Origin of the sequence: Algoriella sp. (assembly GCF_036647415.1) — a bacterium.
In the GTDB taxonomy this organism is placed as follows: domain Bacteria; phylum Bacteroidota; class Bacteroidia; order Flavobacteriales; family Weeksellaceae; genus Empedobacter.
Map to the genome: position 1 here is coordinate 37149 of NZ_JAVXKG010000008.1, position 14041 is coordinate 51189.

The 14041-nt window shown below is 31.7% G+C and carries 15 protein-coding genes; 9 read left to right on the forward strand and 6 right to left on the reverse strand.

What is annotated here, in order from left to right; genetic code table 11:
- Nucleotides 1-99: 99 nt before the first annotated feature.
- The 7 genes from RSC72_RS05105 to RSC72_RS05135 are packed head-to-tail and all read left to right on the forward strand — an operon-like array spanning nucleotide 100 to nucleotide 6582.
- Nucleotides 100-2061, forward strand: a complete 1962-nt coding sequence (locus tag RSC72_RS05105) for a site-specific recombinase Gcr (protein ID WP_332566036.1) — start codon at nucleotides 100-102, stop codon at nucleotides 2059-2061.
- Nucleotides 2061-2504 carry a deoxycytidylate deaminase gene (locus RSC72_RS05110; RefSeq protein ID WP_332543926.1) on the forward strand — a complete coding sequence of 148 codons (444 nt, stop codon included), beginning with the start codon at nucleotides 2061-2063 and terminating at the stop codon, nucleotides 2502-2504. Before RSC72_RS05105 ends, RSC72_RS05110 begins: the two co-directional genes overlap by 1 nt.
- Entirely contained in the window at nucleotides 2505-4088 is a 1584-nt protein-coding gene (locus RSC72_RS05115; protein WP_332543927.1) for a S41 family peptidase, read from the forward strand.
- Entirely contained in the window at nucleotides 4089-4976 is an 888-nt protein-coding gene (xerA, locus tag RSC72_RS05120) for a site-specific tyrosine recombinase/integron integrase (protein ID WP_332566035.1), read from the forward strand.
- Nucleotides 4977-4994: 18 nt separating this feature from the next.
- The gene (locus RSC72_RS05125; protein ID WP_332543929.1) at nucleotides 4995-5510 is read left to right on the forward strand and encodes an NUDIX hydrolase; all 516 of its coding nucleotides are present in this window, start codon (nucleotides 4995-4997) and stop codon (nucleotides 5508-5510) included.
- Nucleotide 5511: 1 nt separating this feature from the next.
- Complete coding sequence (locus RSC72_RS05130; protein WP_332543930.1) at nucleotides 5512-6042, forward strand: GNAT family N-acetyltransferase; 531 nt, start codon at nucleotides 5512-5514, stop codon at nucleotides 6040-6042.
- A 12-nt stretch (nucleotides 6043-6054) separates the two neighbouring features.
- On the forward strand, nucleotides 6055-6582 hold the full coding sequence (locus tag RSC72_RS05135) for a DUF4136 domain-containing protein (RefSeq protein ID WP_332543931.1): 528 nt from the start codon (nucleotides 6055-6057) through the stop codon (nucleotides 6580-6582).
- 36 nt (nucleotides 6583-6618) lie between these two features.
- Here RSC72_RS05135 and RSC72_RS05140 read toward each other — a convergent pair whose 3' ends face one another.
- From RSC72_RS05140 to RSC72_RS05150, 3 genes are all read right to left on the reverse strand, one after another.
- On the reverse strand, nucleotides 6619-7092 hold the full coding sequence (locus RSC72_RS05140) for a GNAT family N-acetyltransferase (protein ID WP_332543932.1): 474 nt from the start codon (nucleotides 7090-7092) through the stop codon (nucleotides 6619-6621).
- 79 nt (nucleotides 7093-7171) lie between these two features.
- Nucleotides 7172-7699 carry a hypothetical protein gene (locus RSC72_RS05145; RefSeq protein ID WP_332543933.1) on the reverse strand — a complete coding sequence of 176 codons (528 nt, stop codon included), beginning with the start codon at nucleotides 7697-7699 and terminating at the stop codon, nucleotides 7172-7174.
- Between the two features lie 11 nt (nucleotides 7700-7710).
- The gene (locus RSC72_RS05150) at nucleotides 7711-8475 is read right to left on the reverse strand and encodes an exodeoxyribonuclease III (protein ID WP_332543934.1); all 765 of its coding nucleotides are present in this window, start codon (nucleotides 8473-8475) and stop codon (nucleotides 7711-7713) included.
- 112 nt (nucleotides 8476-8587) lie between these two features.
- On the opposite strand from RSC72_RS05150, the gene RSC72_RS05155 reads away from it, so the two are divergent.
- On the forward strand, nucleotides 8588-9346 hold the full coding sequence (locus tag RSC72_RS05155; protein WP_332543935.1) for a head GIN domain-containing protein: 759 nt from the start codon (nucleotides 8588-8590) through the stop codon (nucleotides 9344-9346).
- A gap of 76 nt (nucleotides 9347-9422) precedes the next feature.
- Here the strand turns inward: RSC72_RS05155 and RSC72_RS05160 are convergent, their stop codons facing one another.
- Both RSC72_RS05160 and RSC72_RS05165 read right to left on the reverse strand, forming a co-directional pair.
- A complete protein-coding gene (locus tag RSC72_RS05160) occupies nucleotides 9423-10832 on the reverse strand; it encodes an OmpP1/FadL family transporter (protein WP_332543936.1) in 1410 nt (469 codons plus the stop codon).
- Nucleotides 10833-10851: 19 nt separating this feature from the next.
- On the reverse strand, nucleotides 10852-12054 hold the full coding sequence (locus RSC72_RS05165; RefSeq protein WP_332543937.1) for a hypothetical protein: 1203 nt from the start codon (nucleotides 12052-12054) through the stop codon (nucleotides 10852-10854).
- A 103-nt stretch (nucleotides 12055-12157) separates the two neighbouring features.
- On the opposite strand from RSC72_RS05165, the gene proS reads away from it, so the two are divergent.
- Nucleotides 12158-13636, forward strand: coding sequence for a proline--tRNA ligase (gene proS / locus RSC72_RS05170; RefSeq protein ID WP_332566034.1), 1479 nt, complete (start codon nucleotides 12158-12160; stop codon nucleotides 13634-13636).
- A 51-nt stretch (nucleotides 13637-13687) separates the two neighbouring features.
- On the opposite strand, the gene RSC72_RS05175 is transcribed toward proS, so the two are convergent.
- Nucleotides 13688-14017, reverse strand: a complete 330-nt coding sequence (locus RSC72_RS05175; protein WP_332543940.1) for a Spy/CpxP family protein refolding chaperone — start codon at nucleotides 14015-14017, stop codon at nucleotides 13688-13690.
- Nucleotides 14018-14041 lie beyond the last annotated feature (24 nt).

The following is a 14041-nucleotide window of genomic DNA, read 5'->3' on the forward strand; positions in this document are numbered from 1 at the left end:
GGTGATTCAAAAAAAGAATCACCTTTTTATTTCTACAAATTTATACTGCTTAGTGGTATAAGTTTTTTATTTTTGTACACAGAATGAAGAAATTAAAGTATGGCGTTAGATTCTATATTTGAACAAAATAAAAAATACGAAAAGAGCTTTATCATAAGATTATTAGAAAAAGCACGAAAAGATTATCCAGATTCAATTTCTTTCATAGACGATCTAATTTCAAAATTACAGACCAATTCTACTTATAGATTAATTTTAAGAGAAGAGTTAGAAAATACTTTTGGAAAAATAAATTTCGTTAGTTATTTAGTTGATAGCGGTATTCACGTAGAAGACAATTTATTTTCATTATTTAGAAAAAAAATAATGGATTCTGTTCTACCAGATATCGAAGATAATAATGAGTTAACTTCAGTTGTAAATGAACTATTTTATAACTCGAAGAATTTAGCCTCATTGCGTATAATTCCGAGAGATCGATGGAAAAAATTCTTCGAAGTTCTTTATCAAGATATTCCAGAAGATCAATTCAAGAAAAATACCGCAAACATACAAAACCAACTATTACAAGCAATTTCTATCTTAACAGTTCGTATTACGGGAGGTTTTTCGGATAAAGAAATGATGCGTTATAGTTCTGAGGTTAATTATCTAGATAATTCATTTTCTAAACTATCTATGCAGATTAGTAATATCATAGAAAGTCCACAAGCTGGTTTTGATATGCTAGAGATAAAGGAAAGTATATCAAAATGTAAGCATACCTTAAATGATATTTTAACTCAAAAAGATTACAAAGGAATTTCGTTAAAAGTAGCAGCAAAACTGAATCGTTTGCAACAACAGTTGGCTCGTTTACAGACGATTTTGAATAGTTATAATGACCTTAAAATTCACGGAGTTATTTCATTTTATAGTCTTGCGACTAAAAAATGGACAGAATTTTATGCGCCTAAAAACTTTATGACGAATCAATTAAGCTCAACAGTTTATTTGATTACCTTTTTAGTTACTTATCACAATGGAAAAACAGGAGAAAAATACATTACACAAACAGCGAAAGAATACAATAAAATGTTCTGGACAGCTTGTGGAGGTGGTTTTATTGTTTCTTTTTTATGTTTTATAAAAACAGGAATAGGAAATATACCCGATACATCACCTTTATTTAAAGCATTTTTTTATAGTATAAATTATGCTGTAGGATTTTGCGCAATATATTTGACACACATGACGCTTGCAACAAAACAACCCTCTATGACAGCGGCACGTTTAGCACAATCGTTAGTTCCAAAATCAGGATCGGATCTTAATATAAAAGACTTTACAACCTTATTTGCACAATTGGTACGAAGTCAAATGATTGCTTTCTTAGGAAACGTAGTTGCTGGTTTTGTAGTTTCATTCGGAATATTTTATTTGCTTAATTCGGTGCTCGGTTTCGAAGTTTTGAAATACTCTAAAGCGTATCATTTTTGGGAAGAAGTTGTGACAATGGATTGGCATATTTTCTACTTTGGAGGAATTGCAGGTACATTTTTATTTCTTTCTGGATTAATTTCTGGAATGACAATTAACAGTCAAAGATTCAATAATATACCAGAGCGTGTTTACAATCATCCAATTCTCAAAAAAACATTTTCTGTCCGAAAAAGAAGAAGAATTTCTAATTGGGTAGAAAAAAATATGGGTGGAATTGTAGGTAATGTAGCATTCGGATTTATGATGGGATGTGCATTTTTATTAGGAGATTTTACAGGATTTCCTTTCGATATTAGGCACATTACTTTTGCAGCTGGTAATTTTGCGATGGGTATTGGAGGAATGGGTTATCATTTTGATGTAGGTCCTATAATTATTGGTTTTATAGCAATTTTTATGATAGGTTGGTGCAACTTTTTGGTAAGTTTTACTTTATCATTATTAATGGCAATGCGCTCTAATAATATTCCTTTTTATAAAATTTTCACCATGATTTCGCATACAATCAAAGCATTTTTTAGAAATCCTTTACCATTTTTTATTCCACCATTATGGACCAAAAGAAAAGAAGAAGCTTAATGGAAAATAATTTAGCTAAACAATTACGATATGATGTCGCTTATTTGAAAATGGCTTTCGAATGGGCAAATCTTTCTTATTGCCAACGTAAAAAAGTTGGTGCAATTATTGTTAAAAATCGAATGATTATTTCGGATGGATACAACGGAACTCCAAGTGGTTTTGAGAATGATTGTGAAGACGAAGAAATAAATACAAAATGGTATGTTTTACATGCCGAAGCAAATGCAATTCTAAAATGTGCAACATCAACCCAATCTGCAGAAGGCGCAACATTGTATATAACATTGTCCCCTTGTAAAGATTGTAGTAAATTAATTCTTCAAGCAGGTATCAAGCGTATTGTTTATATTCAGCAATACAAAGATATTTCTGGATTAGATTTTTTAGAACAAGCAGGTGTTACAATTCAACAAATTACAGAAGAAGAATTATACAATTAGATGAAAGGTTTTTTCAAAGTTATTAACATTATTTTACTGGTTATCATCATATTTCTGGTAGGATTTTTAGTCGGTAAAAAATACGATTTTGCTCTTGATGATAATAAAGATATCATTGGTTTGCAATATTCGGATAACGAACAGAAAATTCGTCGATTAGTATCTTTGATAGACAATGAATATGTAAATGAAGTTAATTCGGATAGCTTGGTTGATGATGCAATCAACTATATGGTTGGTAAACTAGATCCGCACAGTACATATATCAACAAAGCTTCTGTACAAGAGGCAGAAGAACAAATAAAAGGTGAATTTGTAGGTATTGGTATACAATTCAGAACGCTGAATGATACAATAATTGTAGAGCGTACAATTCCTGGAACTTCTAATACAGGTAAATTACAATTCGGAGATCAAGTAATTTCGGTAGACAATCAATCTTTAATTGCGAAAGATAATAAAACAATTGAAACTTTACTGAAAGGTAAAAAAGGTTCAGAAGTTAATTTATCCGTTATTCGAGATAAGAAATTAATTGCTATAAAACTAAAACGTACAATTGTTCCAATTGCAACAGTTACTGGAGAACACATGTTAACAAAAGATATGGGATATATCAAATTAACACGTTTTTCAGAAAACTCTGCGTCGGAAGTTCATCAAGCCCTAGATAATTTAGTTGGACGAGGAATGAAAACCTTGGTTTTCGATTTGCGAGGAAATGGTGGAGGAATTATGCGCGTTGCAGAAGAAATTGCCGATGAGTTTTTAACAAAAGATGAATTAATTGTTTATACTCAAGATAAATCTAAAAAGAAAAAATACATCTACGCAACCAATTATGGTCTTTTTGAGAAAGGAAAAGTCTATGTTCTGATTGATGAAAGTTCAGCTTCATCAAGTGAAATTGTAGCAGGTGCTTTACAAGATTATGGACGAGGAACAATTGTTGGTCGACGTTCTTTTGGAAAAGGTTTGGTGCAACGTGAAATTAATTTAGGTGATAATACACGTGTCCGTTTAACGGTTGCCAATTATTTTACACCATCAGGACGATCTATTCAAAAACCATACGATAAAGGAACAGCGAAGTACAGTGATGATTTGTATGAGCGTTTAAAATCAGGAGAATTATACAATAAAGACTCTATCAAAGTCAATAAAAATTTAGAATATACAGCACCATCAGGTAAAAAAGTTTACGGTGGTGGAGGAATTATACCAGATGAATTTGTGGCTTTAGATACAAATTCTGTTGCAAATTGGTTGTATTATAATCAAGATGCGAATTACTTTAACGACTTTTTGTTCAAAAAAATATATTCAATTCATGACTTCTTCATGTTTCATAATGAGAAAACATATTTACGCTATTTTAGTGCAGGTATGTATAGAGAAGAATTTTTGGGTGTTTTAGGAATTCCAGCAAAGGAGTTCAATCCAATTTATTCGACTACTGTGGATAATTACATGAAAGCTGTTATAGCAGAGGACTTATATGGTTCGCGCGCCTTTTATGAAATTTGGAGTCCAGAGGATGAAATGATAAAGCGAATTTTTGAACTAGAAAATAAAACAAAATAAATGCACTGGAAAGATGCTTTGTATGACTATCAAATGTATCTGAAATTAGAAAAACGAGTTTCTGCCAATACAATTGAAGGTTATCTACATGATATACAAAAACTGATTAATCATTCTGATAAACAACCGTTAGATTATACACAAGATGATTTGACGGCTTTTATACACGATTTTGCATCAAGCGATTACAGTGTACGCTCGCAAGCGCGTGTAATTTCGGGTTTAAAAAGTTTTTTCGGTTATTTACAATTAGAAGATTTTAGAGAAGATAATCCAACTTCGCTTTTGGAAACGCCAAAAATAGGAATGAAATTACCGGATGTTTTATCAGAAAAAGAAATTGATAAAATGACAGAAGTAATTGATTTATCTAAGCCAGAAGGCGAACGAAATAGAGCAATTATAGAAACACTTTACGGTTGTGGTTTACGTGTTTCGGAACTGATAAATCTTAAAATTTCTGATCTATTTTTTGATGATGGATTTATTCGCGTTATCGGAAAAGGAAATAAACAAAGGTTGGTTCCTATAAGCGATTATACAATAAAATACATTAACTTGTATAAGGAAACAATTCGTAATCATATCACTATAAAGCCAGGATTTGAAGATTTTTTATTTTTAAATAGAAGAGGAAAAAATCTGACTCGCGTGATGATTTTTACAATTGTAAAAGAATTATCGATAATTGCAGGTGTTAAAAAAACAATTAGTCCGCATACTTTTCGACATTCATTTGCGACACATTTGTTAAAAAATGGAGCAGATTTGCGTGCGATACAATTGATGTTAGGACACGAAAGTATTACAACAACCGAGATTTACACACATGTAGATCAAGAATATATTAGAGATGCAATTATCAAATTTCATCCAAGAAATAAATAACCAAAACTTAACTTTTATATGATTAAGTCTTTCAAATTTTGTCCAAACTGTGGTCATTCAATTCCCGAATTTAATTTCCGAAGAATGGCATGTGATCATTGTAATTTGGTTTATTATCAAAACGTAGCAGCTGCTGTTGCGGTAATTTTACGAAAAGACGATAAACTATTATTTACTGTTCGTAATAAAGAACCACAAAAAGGAAAGTTAGATTTAGCAGGAGGTTTCACAGATCCTGATGAGTCTGCAGAAAGAACCTGTCAACGCGAAATCGAAGAAGAATTAGGAATTACAATTCCGTTAGATAATTTCACTTATTTTATATCTAAACCCAATAATTACGAGTATAAAGGAATTCCATATAAAACGTGTGATTTAGCTTTTATTGCAGATTTTCCAGATGAAGAAATTGTATTAGAAAAGGAAGAAATTGCTGCCGTAAAATGGATTGCAATAGATGAAATTAATTTAGATGAAATTGGTTTCGATTCCTTAAGAAGAGTAGTAGAAATCTATATAAAATCAATAAAATAAGGTGAGTTTTCCTGTTTTGAAGTCTGAAAGATTAATTTTAAGACAAATAAGACAAGATGATATTCAAAATATTTTTAAAGGATTATCACATCCAGAAGTTATTGCATATTATGGTGTTAGCTACAAATCTTTAGAAGAAACACAAGAACAGATTGATTGGTATAAAAATTTAGAAGAAACAGAAACTGGAATTTATTGGGCGATTTGTTCTATTGATAATTCAATTTTTTATGGAATTGGAGGATTGAATAATTTAGATAGAAAAAATAAAAAAGCTGAAATTGGATTTTGGCTTTTACCAGAATTTTGGAAACAAGGATTTATGCAAGAAGCATTTCCATTAATTTGTGATTTTGGTTATAATTCTTTTAATCTACATAGAATAGAAGGATTTGTTGACTCAAAAAACATGAATTGTAAAAACGCAATAGAGAAAATGGGATTTGTTTTTGAAGGAACAATGAGAGATTGCGAAATTAAAGATGACCAATATTTAAGTGTAGATTTATATTCAAAATTAAAAACGGATTAAAGAAAATTTAAAATGAAAAAAATACTTTTATTAGGAGCTGTTTTTATAACAATAGTTTCATGCAGTACAAGAAATGTTGCGGTAGATTATGATCGAGATTTTAATTTTGAACAAAATAAAACGTACTCATTTGTAGAAACAAATAATTTGGGATTAAATGATTTAGATTCGGCAAGATTATTTTCTTCGATAGAGAAAGGAATGTTATATCGTGGTTTTCAACAATCAAATAATGCTAATTTAGCAGTACAAGTAAAACCAGAAGAATATGTTTCGAAAGAACAAAATTCGAACGTAGGAATCGGAATGGGAACTGGAGGATATGGTTTTGGTGGAGGTGTTTCGGTTGGTATTCCGATTATGTCACAAAAACTGAATCAGAATTATACAGTATCCATGTTTAGTGATGGACGTTTGGTTTGGGAAGGAATTCTTAAAATACAAATGCCGCTAAAAGCATCACCAGAAGTAAGAGCAGAAAATATACAGAGAGGAGTTTTGAAAATGTTAAAAGATTTTCCACCTCAAGCCAAAAAATAAAACATAAAAAACGAGAACATTTGTTCTCGTTTTTTATTATAATTTAAAAACCAATTCGTTTTCTTCGCTTGGTTTTAGTTTTGATTTTTGTAAAAGTTTTAATGTTTCAGGTTGATTCGCATTTGCTTTGGCAGCAAGTTTTTCTAATTTTAACTCATCTTTTGCGTAATCTACAATCGCATTTATTACTTCTGTTCCGTAACCTTTGTTCTGAAATTTACGTTTCAGTCGAATGTTAACTACTGGTCCAAATTTTGTTTGACGCAATCCGCCCCAACCAACAAAACGACCACTTTTTTTCTCGTGAACACCCCATAAACCAAAACCAAATTCTTGGTAATGTTTTTCCATATTTTGAATAAAAAACTGTGCTTCCTCTTCAGATTTATATGGTTTTTCGTTTACGATTTTCATCAATTCTTGATCCGAATTCATTTGAAATAATTCGTATGCATCAATTTCAAAAAATTCACGTAAAACTAATTGTTTTGTTTCACAAATAACTTTCATTCATTTTTTTTACTTGCTACAAAGTTAGTATGAATTGGAGAATAAAAAAAGTCTTATCAAAACAGATAAGACTTTTTGGTTATTTTTTTGTTCCAGTTGTTTTGGCTGGTGTTGTAGGCGCTGGTGTACTTGTAGCAGCAGAAACCTTTTGATTAATTTCCATTGTTAAGATTTGTTTCTTAAGATTGAAAATTTCGGTGTCTTTTGCATCTAATTTAGCATCAAGATCTTTTACTTTTTGTGTTAAATCAGCTACTTGCTTTTCTTTATCATTCAATTGTGTATAGAATAATTTAGATTTTTCACCAGAACTATTCAAAGCCGAATATAATTCTTGCATAGAAGAATCGTATTCTTTTTGAGTAGCTTTTATGATATGTTGCGTATTAACTAATGCAGTGTCTTTTGCATACAATTCTTTTTTTGTACGTTCTAAATCTTTTTCAAGATTTTCGATTTTTAGATTTGCTAATGTCAAATCTTTCGACGTACTTGATTGGTCGTCTAATGCTTTGTAATAGTTATTCTCTAACTCTTGAAATTGTTTTTGAGGAACACAACTTGTTAGTGCGAAAACTGTTAAACAACTAAGGATAATTTTTTTCATTTTTATAAAACTTAAACGTCTAATTCTACTAAAACAGGACAATGGTCCGAATGTTTTGCTTCTGGTAAAATAGCGGCTCTTTTCATGTTATCACGTAAAGTATCGCTCACCATATTATAATCTATTCGCCAACCTTTGTTATTATTGCGCGAATTTGCACGGTATGACCACCACGAATAGTTGTGTGGTTCTTTTACAAAGTAACGAAAAGAATCTATCATTCCGCATTCTTCTATAAAAGCTGTCATCCATTCTCTTTCTATTGGTAAAAAACCAGAAACTTTTGCATTCCTTACCGGATCATGAATATCAATTGCTTCGTGACAAATATTATAATCACCACAGATAACTAAATTAGGGTGCGAAATTTTAAGCTCTTTAATATAATTTTTAAAGTCTTCGCAAAATTGTAATTTAAAATCTAAGCGATCTATATTTGTTCCACTTGGTAAATATAAACTGATAACAGAAACGTTGTCAAAATCTAATCTAAGAACGCGACCTTCAAAATCAATATAATCGATTCCTGTACCTATTTGTACATGATTTGGTTTTGTTTTAGAAAAAATAGCAACTCCACTGTAACCTTTTTTCTCTGCGGCATGCCAATAAATATGATAGCCTAAATCTTCAAAAGGTTTTGTATCCACTTGCTCTTGCATTGCTTTAGTTTCCTGAATACAAAATACATCTGGTTGTGCAGCTTGCAACCAATCAACCAAACCTTTGGTCATCGCTGCGCGAATTCCGTTTACATTGTAACTGATGATCTTCATAGAAAGCGAAAATACTAAATATTTATGATGGATTGATTTAGAATTTTGAATAAAGTTTAATTTTTTGTGTAACTTTTCTAAAACTTAGACGTCTTATTATAAAATACACTAGATGAAGTACATTTTAATTCCAATTTTAATATTCAGCTCGTTAGGATTTGCGAGTTGTTCGGTAGATTTAAATTCAAAATCTCCAGTTTCTAATTATTTAGATAGAGTATCAGCAAGTGAGAATACAATTACACAAAAAAGAACAATTTCATCTTTTGAAGGAATTGATGTAAGTAGTGCTATTGCGGTAACTGTAAATGATGGTGATTATGATGGTGCAATTACGATAGAAGCACCTGATAATATAATGGATAGAATTGAGACGGAAGTGAAGAATGGAGTTTTGAAAATATCGATAAAAGGAACGGTTAATTTGAATAATGAAAAGATTAAAATTAATTTTCCTCACAAAAAATTAAGATCATTTTCTATTTCTGGTGCATCAAATGTAAATGTTATTCCAACTCTTAAAGTTGATAAACTAGCGGTTGATTTATCTGGAGCAAGTAACTTGAAATTAGATGTAGTATCTAATCAAATTGCGGTAGATAATTCTGGTGCATCAAGTATGAAAATTTCGGGTAATGTACAAGATTTAGCAATTTCGGTTTCTGGTGCATCATCTTTATTGGCAAAAGATTTGAAAGCTGCAAATGTAGTTGTTGATTGTTCTGGTGCAAGTTCTACAACTGTTTGGGCTGTTGATAGATTAACAGCTGATAGTTCTGGAGCAAGCTCTGTAAAATATGTGGACGAAAGTGGTTTGGTAGTTAAGGTAGAAACTTCGGGAATGTCATCTGTAAAGAAAATAAGTAAATAATAGATTAATTTTTAGTGCATAAAAAAAATCGGATGAAATTTTTCATCCGATTTTTTTATATTTATTATTTACATTTTTAGAATTGCCAACCTACAGTTAACAAGAATAAATTGTTATTTAATTTTACTTCTGGCGCATAAGTATTAGGTAATGTTACAAAGTAATTATCATTATCTACATAATCAGATCCACCAATTAAGTGTTTGTATTTTTGTGTTTGGTATTGATATGCAGCATCTACATAAAATCCACCAAAATCATATCCTACACCAAAACTTGCACGGTTTATATCACCCATAAAAGTTTTCGTTAAACTTGTATTAGAGACAACATTATTTTCATTTGCAAGATCTAAATTGATGTTTTCGTAAGGAGAAGAAACATAATTGTAACCAGCTCTTAATTTTAAACGGTCAATACGATATTCTGCACCAACTCTTACTTCGCTCGAGTTTTTTACAAAATCATTGATAAAATTATTGTTTTGAGGGAAACTTCCTAAAGAGGCTGGTTTCAGTTTAGTTTCATTGTTCATGTGGTAGGTATAATCAGCTCCAAGAGAAAGATTTTTACCAACGACAAAACCTAAACTACCTACAACACGACCTCCGCGTGTCATATCATAATCAGAAGAATACATGTAATAATTGTTTACTGTACCATCTTCGTTAAATGAATTATTTGCACTATAATAATCTTCGGCAACGTTATACCAAACTGGCGAGTGGTAAGCTGCACCTAAGCGTACATTGTGATTTACTTTGTAAATAGCACCTAAAGAGAAAGAGAATCCTTGTCCTATTTCGTTATAAGGAGAACCATCTAAATTGTAAGCATAAATTTGATTATTTTGATCATTTCTTTCACCGTATTGCTCGTAAGCAGTATAGTTTGTTTCATGAAAATTTAATCCAGCACCTAAATATAATTTATCATCATAAGTAGAACCAAAGTTTAAAGAGAATTTAGACTTGTAGCCTTCGATATCTTTTAAATATCCACCAAAAGTCCATGTATCACCATTATCGTTTCCAAATTTGATTCCTTCATTTGTTCCGATTGATGAAAAATTATCTAATCGTTGATTGACATAAGCAACACCTACAGAAAAACGATTCCATTTAGAGCCTTCATTATTAAAAACAAAAGTTCCACCAAATTGTTGAAAGTCGAAATTGCTATCGTTTTCTTTCAAGCTAGTTCCGAATGTTGTTTTGTTACTAAATGTAGAAACACCAGTAGTAACTTGTACATCAGAGTTAATAGCAACTCCTAAACCTGCAGGGTTTTGTTCTACAGAATTTATATCACTACCTAATGCACCAACTGCACCACCAACACCAATATATTTAGCGTTACCGCTATTAATGTCTTGTGAATACAAGTTGATTGCGTTTGTAGAATATTTGTAATCGTAACTTTTTCCTTGTTGAGCAAAAGCCAATGTACCAGCTAAGGTACATAGGCTTAATAATATTTTTTTCATTATCTAATTTAAAATTAAATTATCTTCTTCCTCCTCGAGAACCTCCTCCAGTGCTACCACCACGAGAGCCTCCTCCCATACTTCCACTTCCCATACTACTTCCTCTACTTGGAGAAGGTGTGTATGTAGAACGTGGTTGGCTTGATTGACTTCTGTTGTTGTCATAGCTACGAGTTGGTTGTTGTGTTTGCATTTCTCTCATTGGTCGAGTATTATACTGCGACTGTGGTTGTCTTGTTTCGTTACGATTAGGACGAGTGTTATTTATTTGACTCTGTCCAGTAGAAGGTCTAACTTCTCTTGTAGGACGAGTCCCGTTTATTTGACCTTGTTCAGCACTTGGTCTTACTTCACGTGTTGGACGAATAGTACCAGTTTGTCCCTGAGCAGAAGGTCTAACTTCGCGACTTGGACGTGTTGTTCCGTTGATTGTATTTCCACGAGAAGGTCTTAATCCACTTGATGATTGGTTGTTTCTACCATTTAAACTTCCGATTGGACGAGTTGAGTTAATCGTATTGTTAAAACGTCCACCATATCTGTTACCAGGTTGAGAGTAAATACCTCTTGGTCTGTATCCGTAATTTCCGTAATAACCATTTCCGTACCAGCTATTCCATCCGTAATGAGGGTATCCCCATCCGCCGTACCAAGGATCGTTCCATCCCCAATTCATAGAAAAGCCAAAGCCTCCTCCGTACCATCCGTTTGAATACCATGGATTATAGTATCCCCATCTCCATGGATTGTAAAAACTACCCCATCCATAATAACCACCATACCAAGGTGAGTTATTCCAAATATTAATTTCTACACCATCATTTCTTCCCCAATCGTATGTACTATTTCCAGAATATTTTAGTTGATAATCATCGTTGTTATAAAAACTATTCCACCCGTTTGAATTTATTTTTACTTTGTTAGAAGAATTTGTTGTACTGTCATTTTCATCTTGATAATAAAATTGTTCGGCACCATTTCCTTCTGCATCAAAATAAGGGCTTCCTATTTTAATTTCACTCGGATTATCTTGTTCACTTTGCTCATTACCATATTGTGGTTGAGCTTCCTGATATGTTTTGTCTGTTTTTGGATTATAGTAAACACCATCACTCTCATAACCGCTAGGTTGATAAGTAGAACAAGACGAAATTCCTAAAACAACTCCTAAAGCAAGTGTTATTTTAGATAATTTATTAGAAATTTTATAAACTTTGTTCATAATTATAAATTTACGTCGTTTGTTATCTTTAAATTTGCATACATTTATAGGCAAAATTTATGCCAAGTAAAGATACAAAACTTATCAACAAATATAAAAGATTATGGCAAAATTAACAACTCGTGCTGAGGATTACTCTAAATGGTACAATGAGCTTGTTGTAAAAGCGAATCTAGCTGAAAATTCTAAGGTTAGAGGTTGTATGGTGATAAAACCATACGGCTATGCTATTTGGGAAAAACTACAAGCAGAATTAGATAAAAGATTTAAAGAAACTGGTCATCAAAATGCTTATTTCCCCTTATTTGTTCCTAAAAGTTTATTTGAAGCTGAAGAGAAAAATGCGGAAGGTTTTGCAAAAGAATGTGCTGTAGTAACACATTATAGATTAAAAAATGATCCAGATAATAAAGGTAAATTAATTGTAGATCCTGATGCAAAATTAGAAGAAGAATTAATTGTTCGTCCTACTTCAGAAGCAATTATTTGGAGTACGTATAAAAACTGGATTCAATCTTACCGTGATTTACCAATCTTAATCAATCAATGGGCAAATGTTGTACGTTGGGAGATGCGTACACGTTTATTTTTGCGTACGGCAGAGTTTTTATGGCAAGAAGGACATACGGCACACGAAACACGTGAAGAAGCAATTGTAGAAGCAAAACAAATGCAAGATGTTTATGCTGATGTTGTCGAAAATTTTATGGCAATTCCAGTTGTGAAAGGTTATAAAACAGAATCTGAACGTTTTGCTGGTGCTGATGATACGTATACTATTGAGGCTTTGATGCAAGATGGTAAAGCATTACAAGCTGGTACTTCTCACTTTTTAGGTCAAAACTTTGCGAAAGCTTTTGATGTAAAGTTTACAAGTAAAGAAGGAAAACAAGAATATGTATGGGCAACATCTTGGGGAGTTTCTACTCGTTTGATGGGAGCATTAATTATGACACATTCTGATGATTTAGGATTGGTTTTACCTCCGAAATTAGCGCCAATACAAGTTGTTGTTGTACCAATTTATAAAACAGAAGAACAATTAGAAGAAATTCGTAATGTTGTAGATAAATTTTCTGGTGAATTAAAAGCGAAAGGAATCTCTATCAAATTTGATGATGATGAACAAGCTAAACCAGGTTGGAAATTTGCAGAATACGAATTGAAAGGTGTTCCTGTACGAATTGCAATTGGACCAAAAGATTTAGAAAAAGGTCAAGTTGAGGTTGCTCGTCGTGATACGTTAGAGAAACAATTTATTTCATTAGATAATGTAGGAACAGAGGTTGCACAATTATTAGAAGATATTCAAGCTAATTTATACAACCGTGCTTTAGATTATCGTGATACTCATATTACAGAGGCAACAGATTTTACTGAATTTAAAGAAATTTTAGATAATAAAGGAGGATTTATTTCTGCTTTATGGGACGGAACGGAAGAAACGGAAGAGGCAGTGAAAAATGCAACAAAAGCGACAATTCGTTGTATTCCTCAAGCATTTGAAACACCAACAGAAGGTATTGATATATTTTCTGGAAAACCTGCAAAATATAGAGTTTTATATGCAAAAGCATATTAAAATTTAAAATACATTAAGACGGAAAAACTTTCCAAAATAGAAAAGGAGCTATTAATTAGCTCCTTTTCTATTTTGATGTTTTTTAGCGTGTAATTCTTTTAATTTTGCTTTTTGTTCTGGCGTAAAAATTGTACTTATTTCGTCAAATTCTTTTTTACGAACTTCCTTCATTTTACGTTTCAATTCCAGTTTTTCATCTTTGTAACTGTCTTCAATTTGTTTGATTTTGATTACTTGAGCATCACTCAAATTCAAATCTTTTTTTAATTCTTGAAGTTTTTGTTCTCTCGAAACATCATTATTTCTGTCTTGTGCACTAACTGCAGTTAATGTAAAAGCAAACAATCCGATACTTAAGTATTTATAAATTCTATTTTTCATAACAATCAATTTAATATTTTGTGT

Coding starts and splice junctions, on each gene's coding strand:
- RSC72_RS05155 (WP_332543935.1), top strand. CDS start 8,588: ATGAAGTACATTTTAATTCCAATTTTAATATTCAGCTCGTTAGGATTT.
- RSC72_RS05135 (WP_332543931.1), top strand. CDS start 6,055: ATGAAAAAAATACTTTTATTAGGAGCTGTTTTTATAACAATAGTTTCA.
- RSC72_RS05175 (WP_332543940.1), bottom strand. CDS start 14,017: ATGAAAAATAGAATTTATAAATACTTAAGTATCGGATTGTTTGCTTTT.
- RSC72_RS05105 (WP_332566036.1), top strand. CDS start 100: ATGGCGTTAGATTCTATATTTGAACAAAATAAAAAATACGAAAAGAGC.
- RSC72_RS05165 (WP_332543937.1), bottom strand. CDS start 12,054: ATGAACAAAGTTTATAAAATTTCTAATAAATTATCTAAAATAACACTT.
- RSC72_RS05110 (WP_332543926.1), top strand. CDS start 2,061: ATGGAAAATAATTTAGCTAAACAATTACGATATGATGTCGCTTATTTG.
- RSC72_RS05160 (WP_332543936.1), bottom strand. CDS start 10,832: ATGAAAAAAATATTATTAAGCCTATGTACCTTAGCTGGTACATTGGCT.
- RSC72_RS05145 (WP_332543933.1), bottom strand. CDS start 7,699: ATGAAAAAAATTATCCTTAGTTGTTTAACAGTTTTCGCACTAACAAGT.
- xerA (WP_332566035.1), top strand. CDS start 4,089: ATGCACTGGAAAGATGCTTTGTATGACTATCAAATGTATCTGAAATTA.
- RSC72_RS05125 (WP_332543929.1), top strand. CDS start 4,995: ATGATTAAGTCTTTCAAATTTTGTCCAAACTGTGGTCATTCAATTCCC.
- RSC72_RS05150 (WP_332543934.1), bottom strand. CDS start 8,475: ATGAAGATCATCAGTTACAATGTAAACGGAATTCGCGCAGCGATGACC.
- RSC72_RS05115 (WP_332543927.1), top strand. CDS start 2,505: ATGAAAGGTTTTTTCAAAGTTATTAACATTATTTTACTGGTTATCATC.
- RSC72_RS05140 (WP_332543932.1), bottom strand. CDS start 7,092: ATGAAAGTTATTTGTGAAACAAAACAATTAGTTTTACGTGAATTTTTT.
- proS (WP_332566034.1), top strand. CDS start 12,158: ATGGCAAAATTAACAACTCGTGCTGAGGATTACTCTAAATGGTACAAT.